The organism is Micromonospora echinaurantiaca, from assembly GCF_900090235.1.
GTDB classification, from domain to species: domain Bacteria; phylum Actinomycetota; class Actinomycetes; order Mycobacteriales; family Micromonosporaceae; genus Micromonospora; species Micromonospora echinaurantiaca.
Genome location: NZ_LT607750.1, coordinates 2,409,911 through 2,424,706, shown reverse-complemented (window position 1 = coordinate 2,424,706; position 14,796 = coordinate 2,409,911). Strand labels below are relative to the sequence as shown.

The 14,796-nt window shown below is 72.7% G+C and carries 12 protein-coding genes and 1 pseudogene; 5 read left to right on the top strand and 8 right to left on the bottom strand.

The features are described 5' to 3' along the window. Window positions 1–2: 2 nt before the first annotated feature. On the top strand, window positions 3–1,244 hold the full coding sequence (locus GA0070609_RS11090) for an RNA polymerase sigma factor (RefSeq protein WP_088993735.1): 1,242 nt from the start codon (window positions 3–5) through the stop codon (window positions 1,242–1,244). 175 nt (window positions 1,245–1,419) lie between these two features. On the opposite strand, the gene GA0070609_RS11085 is transcribed toward GA0070609_RS11090, so the two are convergent. Next, window positions 1,420–2,520 (bottom strand): calcium:proton antiporter, encoded by a 1,101-nt coding sequence (locus GA0070609_RS11085; RefSeq protein WP_088993734.1) that lies wholly within the window; start codon window positions 2,518–2,520, stop codon window positions 1,420–1,422. Between the two features lie 150 nt (window positions 2,521–2,670). Beyond that, window positions 2,671–3,495, bottom strand: coding sequence for a hypothetical protein (locus tag GA0070609_RS33835; RefSeq protein ID WP_197700257.1), 825 nt, complete (start codon window positions 3,493–3,495; stop codon window positions 2,671–2,673). Window positions 3,496–3,826: 331 nt separating this feature from the next. Between GA0070609_RS33835 and GA0070609_RS11075 the strand changes: the two are divergent. Further along, window positions 3,827–4,567 (top strand): annotated as a pseudogene (locus tag GA0070609_RS11075) (class I SAM-dependent methyltransferase); the annotation flags it as partial. Between the two features lie 72 nt (window positions 4,568–4,639). On the opposite strand, the gene GA0070609_RS11070 reads toward GA0070609_RS11075, so the two are convergent. After that, window positions 4,640–4,789, bottom strand: a complete 150-nt coding sequence (locus tag GA0070609_RS11070; RefSeq protein ID WP_157748115.1) for a hypothetical protein — start codon at window positions 4,787–4,789, stop codon at window positions 4,640–4,642. Between the two features lie 101 nt (window positions 4,790–4,890). Next, window positions 4,891–5,301, bottom strand: coding sequence for a hypothetical protein (locus GA0070609_RS33125; RefSeq protein ID WP_157748114.1), 411 nt, complete (start codon window positions 5,299–5,301; stop codon window positions 4,891–4,893). Between the two features lie 343 nt (window positions 5,302–5,644). On the opposite strand from GA0070609_RS33125, the gene GA0070609_RS11060 reads away from it, so the two are divergent. Then, window positions 5,645–5,968: an HAD domain-containing protein gene (locus tag GA0070609_RS11060; protein ID WP_197700256.1), complete on the top strand. Its 324-nt coding sequence runs from the start codon at window positions 5,645–5,647 to the stop codon at window positions 5,966–5,968. A gap of 192 nt (window positions 5,969–6,160) precedes the next feature. Here GA0070609_RS11060 and metH read toward each other — a convergent pair whose 3' ends face one another. Then, window positions 6,161–9,676, bottom strand: a complete 3,516-nt coding sequence (metH, locus tag GA0070609_RS11055) for a methionine synthase (protein ID WP_172899319.1) — start codon at window positions 9,674–9,676, stop codon at window positions 6,161–6,163. Window positions 9,677–9,939: 263 nt separating this feature from the next. Here metH and GA0070609_RS11050 point away from each other — a divergent pair, with 263 nt between their 5' ends. Together GA0070609_RS11050 and GA0070609_RS11045 are read left to right on the top strand one after the other, a co-directional pair. Further along, window positions 9,940–10,809, top strand: a complete 870-nt coding sequence (locus tag GA0070609_RS11050) for a PAC2 family protein (protein WP_088993729.1) — start codon at window positions 9,940–9,942, stop codon at window positions 10,807–10,809. 260 nt (window positions 10,810–11,069) lie between these two features. Continuing rightward, entirely contained in the window at window positions 11,070–11,861 is a 792-nt protein-coding gene (locus GA0070609_RS11045; protein WP_088997653.1) for a GntR family transcriptional regulator, read from the top strand. A gap of 126 nt (window positions 11,862–11,987) precedes the next feature. Here GA0070609_RS11045 and mshC read toward each other — a convergent pair whose 3' ends face one another. The 3 genes from mshC to GA0070609_RS11030 form a co-directional block, all read right to left on the bottom strand. Next, window positions 11,988–13,226, bottom strand: a complete 1,239-nt coding sequence (gene mshC, locus GA0070609_RS11040; protein ID WP_088993728.1) for a cysteine--1-D-myo-inosityl 2-amino-2-deoxy-alpha-D-glucopyranoside ligase — start codon at window positions 13,224–13,226, stop codon at window positions 11,988–11,990. Between the two features lie 68 nt (window positions 13,227–13,294). Beyond that, window positions 13,295–14,113, bottom strand: a complete 819-nt coding sequence (locus GA0070609_RS11035; RefSeq protein ID WP_088993727.1) for an SCO1664 family protein — start codon at window positions 14,111–14,113, stop codon at window positions 13,295–13,297. Next, entirely contained in the window at window positions 14,110–14,688 is a 579-nt protein-coding gene (locus GA0070609_RS11030; RefSeq protein ID WP_088993726.1) for a DUF3090 domain-containing protein, read from the bottom strand. Before GA0070609_RS11030 ends, GA0070609_RS11035 begins: the two co-directional genes overlap by 4 nt. Between the last annotated feature and the right edge of the window lie 108 nt (window positions 14,689–14,796).

Genomic DNA, 14,796 nt, shown 5'->3' with positions numbered 1-14,796 from the left:
CGATGCCCGCGGAGCGTGTCGAGGACCTGTTGCGCCGGCTGGCGCCGCAGGTCCTCGGCGCGCTCGTGCGCCGGTACGGCCATTTCGACACCGCCGAGGACGCCACCCAGGAGGCGCTGATCGCGGCGGCCACCGGCTGGCCGCGCGACGGCGTACCGGACAACCCGCGCGGCTGGCTGATCACCGTGGCGTCCCGCCGGCTGACCGACCTGCTGCGCGGCGAGCAGGCCCGGCGGCGGCGGGAGGAGACGGTGGCTCGCCGGGTGCTGCCCGAGCAGCGGCTGGCCCCCGCCGCCGACCGCCCGCCGGCCGACACCGACGACACCCTCACCCTGCTGTTCCTGTGCTGCCATCCGGCGCTGTCACCGGCCTCCCAGATCGCGCTCACCCTGCGCGCCGTCGGCGGGCTGAGCACCGCCGAGGTGGCGCGGGCGTTCCTGGTGCCGGAGGCCACGATGACCCGCCGGATCACCCGCGGCAAGCAGCGCATCCGCGACAGCGGCCTGCCGTTCGCGATGCCCGCCGGACCCGAGCGCGCCGCGCGCCTCGCCGCCGTCCTGCACGTGCTCTACCTGATCTTCAACGAGGGGTACGCGAGCACCGCCGGGCCGGCCCTGCTCCGCGCGGACCTGGCCGCCGAGGCGATCCGGCTGACCCGCCTGCTGCACCGGCTGCTGCCGGACGATCCCGAGGTCACCGGGCTGCTCGCGCTGATGCTGCTCACCGACGCCCGGGCACCGGCCCGCACCGGCCCGCACGGCGAACTGGTGCCGATGGCCGAGCAGGACCGCAGCCGGTGGAAGACCGACCAGATCGCCGAGGGCGTCGCCCTGGTCACCGCCGCGCTCCCCCGCGGCCGGGTCGGGCCGTACCAGCTGCAGGCGGCGATCGCCGCGGTGCACGACGAGGCGCCCAACGCCGAGGCGACCGACTGGGCCCAGATCACCGCGCTGTACGAGGTTCTGCGGCAGGTCTCCGACAGCCCGGTGGTGGCGCTGAACCACGCGGTGGCGGTGGCGATGAGTCAGGGCGCGGGGGCCGGACTGGCGCTGGTCGACGCGCTGGCCGCCGACGGCCGGCTCGGCGCGGACGCCCGCCTGCCGGCCGTCCGCGCGCACCTGCTGGAACTGCTCGGCGACCGTACCGCCGCCCGGGACGCCTACCGGGCGGCGGCCGCCCGGTCGACCAACCTGGCCCAGCAGCGCTACCTGCACGCCCGGGCCGACCGCCTCGACGGCGGGTGAGGCGCGACGGCGCCGGCTCGTGGGCGCTGGCGCCGGGTCACGGACCGTGGCACCGGGTCGTCGTCGGCCGCGGGTCACGGGCCACGGCGCTGGCTCGTGGGCGGCGGCACCGGGTCGTCGGCCGCGGCGCCGGGCGCGGGCGACGGCGCCGGGTCGCGGGCCGCGGTGCACCGGGTCAGGGGCTGGCGGCTAGGAAGACGAACGCGGCGAGCAGCACCAGGTGCACGCCGCCCTGCAACAGGGTGGCCCGCCCCGGCACCACGGTCAGCACCCCGGTGACCACGGTGAGCGCGAGCAGGGTCATCTGGGTGCCGCCGAGGCCGAGCACCAGCGGCCCCTCCAGCCAGACCATGGCCAGCGCTATCGCCGGGATGGTCAGCCCGATGCTGGCCATCGCCGAACCGAGCGCGAGGTTGAGGCTGATCTGCACCCGGTCCCGCCGCGCCGCACGCACCGCGGCCAGCGTCTCGGGCAGCAGCACCAGCAGCGCGATCAGCACACCGACGAACGACTGCGGCAGGTTCGCCTTGACCACGGCGGACTCGATCGCCGGGGAGACCGACTTGGCGTCCCCCACCACCGCGATCAGCGAGATCAGCAGCAGCACGAGGCTGAGCAGCGCTTTGCGGGTCGACGGCGGGGCGGCGTGCCCGTCGCTCTCGATCACCGCGCCCTCGCTGGTGACCGGCAGGAAGTAGTCCCGGTGCCGACCGGTCTGCACCATGACGAACAACCCGTACAGCGCCAGCGAGGCCACCGCGGCGAAGGCCAGCTGCGCCGGGCTGAACTGCGGGCCGGGACGGCTCGTGGTAAAGGTCGGCACCACCAGGCTCAGCGTGGCGAGGGTGGCCACGGTGGCCAGCGCACCGCCGCTGCCCTCGGAGTTGAACACCGCCACGCCCCGGCGCAGCGCGCCGAGCAGCAACGACAGGCCGAGGATCCCGTTCAAGGTGATCATCACGGCGGCGAAGACGGTGTCCCGGGCCAGCGACTGGGTCTTCTCCCCGCCGCTGATCATCAGCGTGACGATCAGGGCGACCTCGATGACGGTGACCGCCACGGCGAGCACCAGCGAGCCGAACGGCTCCCCCACCCGGTGCGCGACCACCTCGGCGTGGTGCACGGCGGCCAGCACCGCGCCGGCCAGGAAGGCGGCCACCACCAACACGAGCGGGCCGGACAGTTCGCGTCCCCAGGTCAGGATCAGCAGCAGCACCGCCAGCAGCGGCACGATCACGGTCCAGTCGGTCAGACGAGCGCGGAGCTGAGCGGCCATCACTCAACCCTGCCAGGGGATTGGATCATGTGACCACGACCTGAGGTCATGGCCACCGTACGAATCGTCACGCCCCACAGCCTGCCGGGCTTCCCCCGGTCCCCGCCCGGCGACGGCCGAACCCGTCGCCGCGTACGGTTCCGCCGTGGATCAGCGGAGCATCATGCGCGCGACAGCGGTAGCGACCACGCAGTCGTCCGGTTGGTGCGCCGCCCAGTTCACCGCGCCGAGCACCATCACCGGGGTACCCGATGCCGTCGCGGTCACGATGTCCGCGTCGGGCAGGGCCGCGAGCAGCCGGCGCACCAGGACGCCCTCACCCCACAGCGCCTCCGTCGGGTACGGCAGCCGGCCCAGCCAGTTGAGCAGCGCACCCGCCCGCGCCACCGGATCCGGTTCGGCACCGGCCAGCCGCTCGGCGAGGCGGCGTACCCGGGCGTCGGGAAGCCGGGCGGCGTCGCTGCCGGCGACGTCCACCAGCTCGTCGCGGAGCACCTCGGGCACCTGCCGGTCGGCCAGCACCGCCGGCGCCCCAACCGGACGGAACTGCGGGCCGTCCGGCGCCTCGTCGTAGCCCAGGGTCGTCACGAGCGGGCCGAGCAGGTCGACGAGCAGCCCGGTCACCCCGCCTTCGGCCAGGAACAGGGTCAACGCCTCGGGCTCGTCGACCTCGATGTCGTCGGCGAACCTGGACCGCTCCCAGGAGACGCTGCCGTGCCCGTGCAGAGTGGCGCTGCCCAGCAGCGTGTCGTCGGCGTCGTACAGGGCCAGGGTTGGCCCGCCGAGGCACCGGCAGACGTCACCGGTGAACCGGCCAACCGTGGTAAGCTGCCGCATTCGGGCCAGCCGAACGGGATCGTGCGTCTCGGCCAGCACGGTGCGCTCGGCCAGCGGCCCGCCGTCCAGACCGCCGTCGAGGACGCGCACCGCCCGGGCCCGCGTCCAGGCCTCGGAGAGCCAGTCGATGAGCAGCACCGGGTCATCGTAGGAGCAGTCGCCGCGCGCTGCCCGTCGCAGGATCGCCCGCTACGCCAGCCACCGCCGCGCCCACCGGGCGAGGTTCGACCGATGCCGTCCGCTCGCCGGGACTCCGTCGCGGGCCGCCGCCAGCCTCCCGCAGATGACCCGGACGCAGCACTTCGTCGCGCAACGCTTCCTGCGGCTTCGCTGTGGGATCGGGGGCGTGGCCTACCACCCCACCGGCCAGCGAACGAGAATGAACTCCGGTCATCGATACGCCTGTCCAGGCCGCAGGCGCGTGCGGGGACGACGGCGGCAACCGACCAGAAAGGGCAGAGTCATGACCAGCGGGCAGTTGTACGACACCATCGGAGCCACCTACACCGTGACCCGGCGCACCGAACCGCGTATCGCTGCGCAGATCTGGGCCGCGCTCGGCGATGCCCGGACGGTGCTGAACGTCGGGGCGGGCACCGGGTCCTACGAGCCCCCGGACCGGCACGTCCTCGCCGTGGAACCGTCGGCTCTCATGCGCTCGCAGCGCCCCGCCGAGGCGGCACCGTGCCTGGCGGGATCTGCCGAGCACCTGCCGTTCCATGACGACTCCTTCGACGCAGCGATGGCGGTTGCCTCCATCCATCACTGGCCGGACCCGATCGCCGGCCTGCGCGAGATGCGGCGCGTCGCTCGCCGCGTGGTGGTGTTCACCCACGACACCACCGACACCGGATGGCGTCACCGGTTCTGGCTCACCCGTGACTACCTGCCCGAGGTCGCGGACCTCCTGGTCGGCCGACCTTCGCTGACCGAGCTGGCCATGGCGATCGGGGCCCGGGTCGAACCGGTGCCCATCCCGTGGGACTGCGTCGACGGATTCTTCGAGGCCCACTGGCGCCGGCCCGAGGCGTACCTGGACGAGGATGTCCGTCGTGGAGTATCGGTCTGGGCCAGAGTGGGGCCGGAGGCCGAGCAACGGGCGGTGCGCCACCTCCGTGACGACCTCGCCTCGGGTCGGTGGGCCGAACGCAACCGCGACCTCGTCGATCTCGACGCGGTAAACCTCGGCCTCCGTCTGCTCATCGCCTGAACCCGGCAACACCGGTACGTCGCCGCCCGACGCCACGTACGTCGCAGCCCTCGCTCCCGACCGACGCCGCGGTTACCGCGCGAACGGAGATGTCGGCAGGTCGGGTAGCGGTGGCGCGTCCCTCGCCTCGTCGGTGACGGTGATCTGCCACCTGCCGATCGTGGGGGCCGCCAGCCGGCCGATGTGCCACGCGACCACGCCGGCGGCGATGATGAGTGACACGGCCGCAGCAGCCAGCAGCCACTGCCGCACTAGCATTCGGCGGTCGAGGCTGCGGGGTCGCAGGTCTCCCGGAACGGGAATCCACGGAAATGGGGGGCCGTTCATAGCCACGACAGCACCTCCTGGGCGACGGCGGTGGCCGAGGCGACCATCGCCGTGTCGGCGGCGTCGGTCGCCTCGTATTGGACCAGCACTCCGTAGGTGCCGAAGCACGCCGAGAGGTTGATGCGCCGGCCGGTTTCGCGGTCGCCCGCGATGAAGTAGACGGCGCGGTCGCCGAGCGCAACGGCATGATTCTCGTTGTTGAGGACCGTCAGCAGACCATCTCGGTCCACGCAACGCGGGCCGCGGCCCTCGTGCCGCCCGTAACGCCCGATGGACACCCACAGGTGAGCGCGTGCGCCTGCCTTCGTGGACGCGCTCTCGGTCAGGCAGTAGTTCGAGCGCAGGCCTGGTCCGTTCTGCTCCGCGGTTCGCAGGGCACCGTGCGCAGGAACGAGGAGGTCGAACACCTCCGGCCGGATGAGCGGGCAGACCGAGGGAGGCGCAGGTGGCTCTACCGTCGCGTTCCGCCAGCCCTGCCACCCGCCGAGGGCCGCTGAGACCAGGACACAGACGGCCAGGGCCCCGACGCGTACCCACGTGTCGCGTCTCATACCGCCAGTGTGACCGGAGGTATCAGATGGACCATCGGCTGACCGGCGCTATTCGGAGCGCCTCACTCCTGTGGCCCGACGGCGAGCCCGCCGAGGGTGCTCCGACGCCCTTTCGCGCTGTCGTACTCCACTTGATGCGTGACGGGCCGGCTCCATTTGCTGGTGAGGCTCCACGGACAGGGACCGCTATCGTGCGACGGTGACCGCTGGCGCCGAGCGTCCCTTGCTCTTCCTCGACGTGGATGGACCACTCATCCCGCTTGGCGGGGAGCCGCCCAAGGACCATGAAGGGCATGCAGTCAAGGTCGACGCCACCGCCGCATGGGACGGGATATCCAACCCGCTTCTGTCGAGGCTCGATCCGACGCACGGCAAGCGGCTCACCACGCTTGGCTGCGAGCTGGTCTGGGCTACCACCTGGATGGCCAATGCGAACGAGGAAGTAGCGCCGCGGATCGGCCTGCCAGAGCTACCAGACGCAGACTTTGCCGCCATCGCGCGATGGCTTGCCGAGCACGCCTGACACGACCAAGAGTTCCCCTGCCGGCCGGTCAGGCCTCATCTGACACTCCGTCACGCATCAGATGGAGCCTGCCGGCGGCTGGACGCTTCGAGCACGTGTTCCACCGGCCAGGCCCGGACACCTCCGACGGCCATGACGACGGCCCGGGTGACTGACCGGAACGTGTTTGCGCAGCTCAGGCGGGGCGAGGCGTCACTTGGCGTTGAAGTAGCTGGCCTCCGGGTGGTGCACCACGATCGCGTCGGTGGCCTGCTCCGGGATGAGCTGGAACTCCTCCGACAGCTGCACCCCGATCCGCTCCGCGCCGAGCAGGTCGACCACCTTCGCCCGGTCCTCCAGGTCCGGGCAGGCCGGGTAGCCGAACGCGTACCGGCAGCCGCGGTAGTCGGTGCGCAGCAGGCCGGCCAGGTCCGCCGGGTCGTCGTCGGCGACCGTACGGCCACCCGGCAGCGCCAGCTCGGCGCGGACCCGCTTGTGCCAGTACTCGGCGAGGGCCTCGGTGAGCTGCACCGACAGCCCGTGCACCTCCAGGTAGTCGCGGTACTCGTTGCGGGCGAACAGCTTCGCCGCGTACTCGCTGACCGGCTGGCCGACGGTGACCAGTTGCAGGGCCACCACGTCCAGCTGCTCACCGCGGGGGCGGAAGAAGTCGGCCAGGCAGAGCCGCCGCTCCTGCCGCTGGCGCGGGAAGGAGAACCGGGCCCGCTCGGCGTGCCCGTTCTCGTCCAGCACCACCAGGTCGTTGCCCTCGGCGTAGGCGGGGAAGTAGCCGTAGACCACGGCCGCTTCCAGCACCTTGTCGGCGATCAGCCGGTCCAGCCAGTAGCGCAGCCTCGGCCGGCCCTCGGTCTCCACCAGTTCCTCGTAGGACGGTCCCTTGCCGCCCCGGGCGCCGCGCAGGCCCCACTGGCCGAGGAAGGTGGCCCGCTCGTCGAGCAGCGCCGCGTAGTCGGCCAGCGGCACGCCCTTGACCACGCGGGTGCCGAAGAACGGCGGGGTGGGCACCTCGACGTCGGTCGCCACGTCCGAGCGGACCGAGGCGTCGTCCAGCTCCGGCAGCGACTCGTTGACGATGGCCCGCTGCCGCTCCCGGCGCGCCCGCCGGGCGGCCAGCGCCGCCTCCCGCTCCGCGTCGATCACCGGCGCGCCGCCGCGCTTGGCGGCCATCACCCGGTCCATCAGGGACAGTCCCTCGAACGCGTCCCGGGCGTAGTGCACCTGCCCGGGGAACATCGACCGCAGGTCGTCCTCGACGTACGCCCGGGTCAGCGCCGCCCCGCCGAGCAGCACCGGCCAGCGCTCCGCGACCCCGCGCGACGCCATCTCGGCGAGGTTCTCCTTCATGATGACCGTGCTCTTGACGAGCAGCCCGGACATGCCGATGGCGTCGGCCCGGTGCTCCTCGGCGGCGTCGAGGATCGCGGTGATCGGCTGCTTGATGCCGATGTTCACCACCTCGTAGCCGTTGTTGGACAGGATGATGTCCACCAGGTTCTTGCCGATGTCGTGCACGTCGCCCTTCACGGTGGCGAGCACGATGCGGCCCTTGCCGCCGTCGTCGGCCTTCTCCATGTGCGGTTCGAGGTACGCCACCGCGGTCTTCATCACCTCGGCGGACTGGAGCACGAACGGCAGCTGCATCTGCCCGGAGCCGAACAGCTCGCCGACCACCTTCATCCCGTCCAACAGGATGTCGTTGATGATCGACAGCGGGGTCCGGCCGCCGGCCATGGCGGCGTCCAGGTCGGCCTCCAGGCCGTTGCGCTCGCCGTCGATGATCCGCCGCTTGAGCCGCTCCTCCAGCGGCAGCGCGGCCAGTTCCTCGGCCCGGCCGGCGCGCGCCGACGCGGCGTCCACGCCCTCGAAGATCTCGATGAACCGCTGCACCGGGTCGTAGCCCTCGCGCCGCCGGTCGTAGACCAGGTCGAGAGCGATCTCGCGCTGCTCGTCGGGGATCTTCGACATCGGCAGGATCTTGCTGGCGTGCACGATCGCCGAGGTCAGCCCGGCCTGCACGCACTCGTGCAGGAAGACCGAGTTGAGCACCTGCCGGGCGGCCGGGTTGAGCCCGAACGAGACGTTGGAGATGCCCAGGGTGAAGTTGACCCCCGGCCAGCGGGTGGCGATCTCCCGGATCGCCTCGATGGTCTCGATGCCGTCCCGCCGGGTCTCCTCCTGGCCGGTGGCGATCGGGAAGGTCAGCGCGTCGATGAGGATGTCGGAGCGGCGCAGACCCCAGCGGCCGGTCAGGTCCTCGATCAGCCGCCCGGCGACGCGTACCTTCCACTCCCTGGTGCGGGCCTGGCCCTCCTCGTCGATGAGCAGCGCGACCACCGCGGCGCCGTGCTCGGCGACCACCGGCATCACCCGGGCGTAACGCGACTCGGGGCCGTCGCCGTCCTCGAAGTTCACCGAGTTGACCACGCACCGGCCGCCGAGCATCTCCAGGCCGGCCTCGACGACCGCCGGCTCGGTGGAGTCCAGCATGATCGGCAGGGTGGACGCGGTGGCGAACCGGCCGGCCAGCTCGCGCATGTCCGTCGTGCCGTCCCGGCCGACGTAGTCGACGCAGAGGTCCAGCAGGTGCGAGCCGTCCCGGGCCTGGCTGCGGGCGATCTCCACACAGGCCTGCCAGTCGCCGGCGAGCATCGCCTCGCGGAACGCCTTGGAGCCGTTGGCGTTGGTCCGCTCCCCCACCATCAGCACGCTGGCGTCCTGGGCGAACGGCACGTGGTGGTAGATCGAGGAGACGCCGGCGTCGTGCCGGGGTTCGCGGGGGCCGGGCCGGGCGCCGTGCAGCCGCTCGGCGACCACCCGGATGTGCTCCGGCGTGGTGCCGCAGCAGCCACCGATCAGCGATACGCCGTACTCGGCGACGAACCGCTCCAGCGCGTCGGCCAACTCGACCGGGGTGAGCGGGTAGACCGCACCGTCGGCGGTCAGCTGCGGCAGGCCGGCGTTCGGCATCACCGACAGCTTCAGCCCGGCGTGCTGGGAGAGGTAGCGCAGGTGCTCGCTCATCTCCGCCGGCCCGGTGGCGCAGTTCAGCCCGATCAGGTCGACCCCGAGCGGCTCGATCGCGGTCAACGCCGCGCCGATCTCGCTGCCCAGCAGCATGGTGCCGGTGGTCTCCACGGTGACGTGGCAGATGATCGGCACCCGCGACCCGATCTCGGCCATCGCCCGCTTCGCGCCGACCACCGCCGCCTTGACCTGGAGCAGGTCCTGGCAGGTCTCGATGATCAGGGCGTCCGCGCCGCCGGCGATCAGGCCGGCGGCGTTCTCCCGGTACGCGTCCCGCAGGGTGGCGTAGTCGGCGTGGCCGAGGGTGGGCAGCTTGGTGCCGGGACCGATCGAACCGAGCACGAACCGGGGCCGCTCCGGGGTGGCGAACGCGTCGGCCGCCTCGCGGGCGATCCGGGCGCCGGCCTCGGAGAGCTCCCGGATCCGGTGGGCGATGTCGTACTCGCCGAGGTTGGCGAGGTTGGCGCCGAACGTGTTCGTCTCGACGCAGTCCGCCCCGGCGGCGAGGTAGGCCTCGTGCACGCCGCGGACCACGTCCGGCCGGGTCACGTTGAGGACCTCGTTGCAGCCCTCGTGGCCCTCGAAGTCGTCCAGGGTCAGGTCGGCCGCCTGCAGCATCGTCCCCATCGCGCCGTCGGCGATGAGGATCCGGTCTGCCAGTACGTCGAGCAACGAAGTCCGCACGCCGTTCAGGTTAGTGTGCCGCCCCCGACCACGTCGCGGCCCATACCCCTGTCCCAGATACTGTCAGCGGGATCACCCTGTCTGGTCTGTAGGCTTATGCCCGTTGCTTCCCGCCTGCCGACCGGCGCGGCCACCGGGCCGCGCCCGGCCCCGGGACGTAGGCTGGCGGACGTGAAGGACAACAGCAGCGCCCCCGTGCCCGGCCGGCGGGACACCGGGCGCGGCCCCGGCACCGTCCGCGACCAGCAGGGAGAGGTGACGGCGTGACCGAGTTCGACGGACTGCCGGTGCTGCGGTCCCCGGTGGCCATCGCCGCGTTCGAGGGGTGGAACGACGCCGCGGACGCGTCCACCGCCGCAGTTGAACACCTGGAGCAGGTGTGGAACGCCCGGCAGGTCACCGAGCTGGACCCGGAGGACTTCTACGACTTCCAGGTCAGCCGGCCCACCATCACCATGGCCGAGGGCGAGACCCGTCGGGTGCAGTGGCCCACCACCCGGTTCATGGTGGCCAGCCCCGAGGGCACCGAGCGCGACGTGGTGCTGATCCGCGGCATCGAGCCGAGCATGCGCTGGCGCACCTTCTGCGAGCAGGTGCTGGAGATCTGCCACAGCCTGGAGGTCGAGCGGGTGGTGCTGCTCGGCGCGCTGCTGGCCGACGTGCCGTACACCCGGCCGCTGCCGATCAGCGGCAGCGCCTCGGACTCCCGGGCCGCCGAGCGCTACCAGCTCACCCCCACCCGCTACGACGGGCCGACCGGCATCGTCGGGGTGCTGCACGACGCCTGCACCCGGGCCGAGGTCGACGCGGTCTCGTTCTGGGTGCACGTGCCGCATTACGCCAACAACCCGCCCTGCCCCAAGGCCACCCTCGCCCTGCTGCACCGGGTCGAGGAGGTGCTCGACCTGCCGGTGCCGATGGCCGACCTGGCCGAGGAGGCCGCCGAGTGGGAGCAGCGGGTGCGCAGCGCCGCCGAGCAGGACGCCGAACTCGGCGAGTACGTGCGCGAGTTGGAGGAGCGCGTCGGCGACGCGGGCATCACCCCGCTGACCGGTGACGAGATCGCCCAGGAGTTCGAGAAGTACCTGCGCCGCCGCGGCGGCTCGGCCGGCCCGACCGCCGGCTCCTGGTAGCCCGCTCCCCCGTTCGCCCACCGGGCCCCGGACATGCGTTCCGGGGCCCGGTTCGTTTCTCCGGACTTTCTCTGGGCTCTCGGCCTCGCTCTTTCCCGGGGCGCTCGGCCTCGCCCCTCTTTGGGCTCTCGGCTTCGCTCGCGAAACCTTGACCGCTCCCGAACTCGGTCGCAGAGGGCAGGGTTCTCGGCGTGTCCGGGGTGGCGTGGTCACACCCGCTAGGCCATCCTAGGAACCTAGCTGTGATCGAGGAGGCGGGCATGCAGATCAATCCGGGCGCGGCCGAGTTCCCGCACCGGCAGATCGCCGCGCAGCTCAAGGCGCAGGTGCGGCGCGGCGACTGGGGTCCGGGTGAGCGGCTGCCGTCCATCCCGGCCATCGCCGAGATGTTCGGGGTGGCCAAGCAGACCGTGCAGCGCGCCGTCGACCAGCTGCGGGTCGAGGGCATCCTGATCACCAAGCCGGGCTCCGGCACGTACGTCCGGGGCACCCGGCGGCGACTCAACCGGCTCTCCCGGGGACGGTACGGCGGCTTCCGCGGCTACCACACCGACCTGGCCGCCCGGTACAAGCAGCAACTCGTCTCGGTCGGCCGCGCCCCCGCCCCGCCCGAGGTGGCCGACGCGTTCGGCGTGCCCGACGGCACCGAGCTGATCTGCCGCCGGCACCTGGTCCGCACCGAGGACTCCCCGGTCGAGGTCGGCGCTTCCTGGTTCCTGCCCGCCGACGCCGCCGGCACCTCACTGGAACGCAGCGAGGCGTACGGCCGGCCGCTCTACCAGGAGGCCGAGGAGGCCACCGGGCGGCGGTACGTCTCGGCGACCGACACGATCAGCGCCCGCCAGCCCAGCCGGGAGGAGGCGGAGATCCTGCAGATCCGCCCGGACACCCCGGTGCTGCACCTGCTGCACGTCGCCTACGACGGCGCCCGCAAGCCGATCGAGGTCGCCCAGGCCACCTGGCCCGGCCCGGTCACCACGCTCACCGAGGAGTACAAGATCCCCGCCCCCGCCCCCGAACCAGACCCCGACCCCGGCCTCACCCTCGCCTGACTCCTCTCCCCCGGAGCCAGCCCGGTCGATCATGAAGTTGTTGCCGGCCGCCTCGGCGGGTCGCGGCAACAACTTCATGATCAACGGGCCCAAAGGCGGGCGGGCCGGGGTTGGGGTTGGGGGTGGTCAGAGGCGGATGCCGAGGAGGGCGTCCAGGGTGTCGGCGAAGAGAGCGGGGGCGGCCGGGTCGTCGGCGGTGCCGGCCAGGGCCTGCTCGGCCCAGGCGTCGGCGAGCGCCAGCGCGCCGGGAGTGTCCAGGTCGTCGGCGAGCCGGGCGCGTACGCCGGCCAGGAACTCGGCGCCGGACGGCCCGGACGGCGCGGCGGCGGCCCGCCGCCAGCGGGCCAGCCGCTGCTGCGCCGTGGTGAGCAGGTCGTCGGTCCAGGACCGGTCGGCCCGGTAGTGCCCGGACAGCAGCGCCAGCCGCACCGCCATCGGATCCACCTGGTCGGCCCGCAGCCGGGAGACGAAGACCAGGTTGCCCCGGGACTTCGACATCTTCTCGCCGTCCAGGCCGATCATGCCGGCGTGCGTGTAGTGCGTCGCGAACGGCGCCTCACCGGTGAGCCGCTCGGCGTGCGCGGCGGAACACTCGTGGTGCGGGAAGAGCAGATCGTTGCCGCCGCCCTGGACGTCGATCCGGTCGCCGAGCAGACCCAGCGCGATCACCGCACACTCGATGTGCCAGCCCGGGCGACCCGCGCCCAGCTCGCCGCCCGGCCAGGACGGCTCCCCCTCGCGGGCGCCCCGCCAGAGCAGCGGGTCGAGCGGGTCACGCTTGCCGGCCCGCTCCGGGTCGCCGCCGCGCTCCGGGAAGATCTCCAGCATCTGCTCGCGGGACAGGTTGGACTCGTAGCCGAACCGGGGCGCCGCGCTGATGTCGAAGTAGACGTCGCCGGTGCCGTCCTCCAGCCGGTACGCGGCGCCGTCCTTGAGCAACATCAGGACCTTCTCGGCGATGTCCGGGATCGACTCGATCGCGCCCACGTAGTGCGCCGGCGGGATCATCCGCAGCGCCTCCATGTCCTCCCGGAACAGCGCGGTCTCCCGCATCGCGAGGACCTTCCAGTCCTCCCCGTCGCGGGCCGCCCGCTCCAGCAGCGGGTCGTCGATGTCGGTGACGTTCTGCACGTACTGCACGTCCAGGCCGGCGTCCCGCCAGACGCGCTGGACCAGGTCGAACGTGATCATGGTGGCGGCGTGACCGAGGTGCGTGGCGTCGTACGGGGTGATGCCGCAGACGTACATGGTCGCCGTGCCGTCCGGCTCGCTCGGGTGGACCCCCTGCCGCGCCGAGTCGAACAACGCCAGCGGCCCGCCCCTGCCGGGCAGCCGCGGCACCTCATGTCCCGCCCAAGACTCCATGATTGCCAGCCTAGCCAGCGCTACGACGGGGGCAGGACGAGCACCGGGGTGATCATCACGACAGCGGCTCACATGGGTGGCCAGGGCACCGCCGGCCAGTCCTGGGGCGGCTGCGGGAACCGGCCGGTGTCGCGCAGCCGGTCGATCCGGGCGGCCAGTTCGGCGATCTCGGTGATCGTCAGGTGGTCGGCCAGTTCGGCGCCGAGCGCCCCGGTGACCTGCCCGGCGAGTGCGTCGAGCATCTCCACCGCGTCCGCCGGCAGCTGCCGGCCGGCCCAGCCCCAGAGCACCGTGCGCAGCTTCTCCTCGACGTGGAAGCTCACCCCGTGGTCCACGCCGTAGATCCGGTCGTCCGGGCCGACCAGCACGTGGCCGCCCTTGCGGTCGGCATTGTTGATCACCGCGTCGAGCACCACGAGCCGGGCCAGCCGCGGGTCGTCAGCGTGCGCCAGCGCGTAGGGGGTGCCGTCATCGTCGCGGGCGGCGGCGATCGGGAACCAGCGCGGCGGCAGCGCGTCGGCCGGCACGAAGCCGACCAGCGGCTCCGCGTCGGCCGGCTCGTCGATCCAGAGCTGGCACGAACCCGGCCCCAACGGGCCGTCCCGCAGCACCGTCGGCGGCACCAGATCCCAGCCGGTGGCCCGGGAGACCAGGTACGCGGCCACCTCCCGGCCGGCCAGCGTGCCGTCCGGGAAGTCCCAGAGCGGTCGCTCGCCCCGGACCGGCTTGTAGACGCAGCGGGCGGTCACCCCGTCCAGGGTGAGGATCCCCCGCAGGGTGGTGTTCGAGGCGTCCACCAGCCGGCCCTCGAGGTCGAGCGCGCCGTCGCGGAGCAGCCGGAGCGCGGCGTCGCCGTCCTGGCGGGGTTGCAGACCGGACGACGTCACCGGTGGTAACCGTTGTGCCGCGGGCAGAGGTGGCCCGCGGGATCCAGCGGCTGACCGCAGAGCGGGCAGGGCGGCCGGCCGGCGTTGACCACCCGCCGGGCCCGTTCGATGAACTGCCGTGTCGCCTCCGGGGTCAGCCGCACCCGGAGCCGGTCGAGATCGTCGTCGGGCTCGTCGTCGTCGGAGTCCTCGTCGTCGTCGGGCTCGCCCAACTCGACCTCGGCCTCCGCCTCACCGGCGGCGATCGCCTCGATCACCACCGTGGCGGTGTCCACGTCGAAGGCCAGCCCGAGGGTGCCGACCCGGAACTCCTCGTCGACCGGCGTGTCCAACGGGTCGTTGTCGCCGACGCCGGTGGCCGGCTCGGGCAGCTCGACCCCGAACCGGCGCTGCGCCTCGGAGAGCAGTTCCTCCAGCTTCTCGGCCAGCAACGACACCTGGACCTTCTCCAGCGCGACGCTGACCAGCCGGCCACCGCCGCGCGCCTGGAGGAAGAACGTGCGATCCCCCGGCGGCCCGACGGTCCCGGCGACGAACCGCTCCGGCGGCTCGAAGGCGTGCACCTGGTGGGTCATACCCACGACCCTATCCGGCCCGCAACGGCAACGCGCACCCCACCGACACCCCGAATCACCCTCGCGCCGGCGCCCCCGCCGTACCGCCGGGTCGGCCCTGATCCGGCT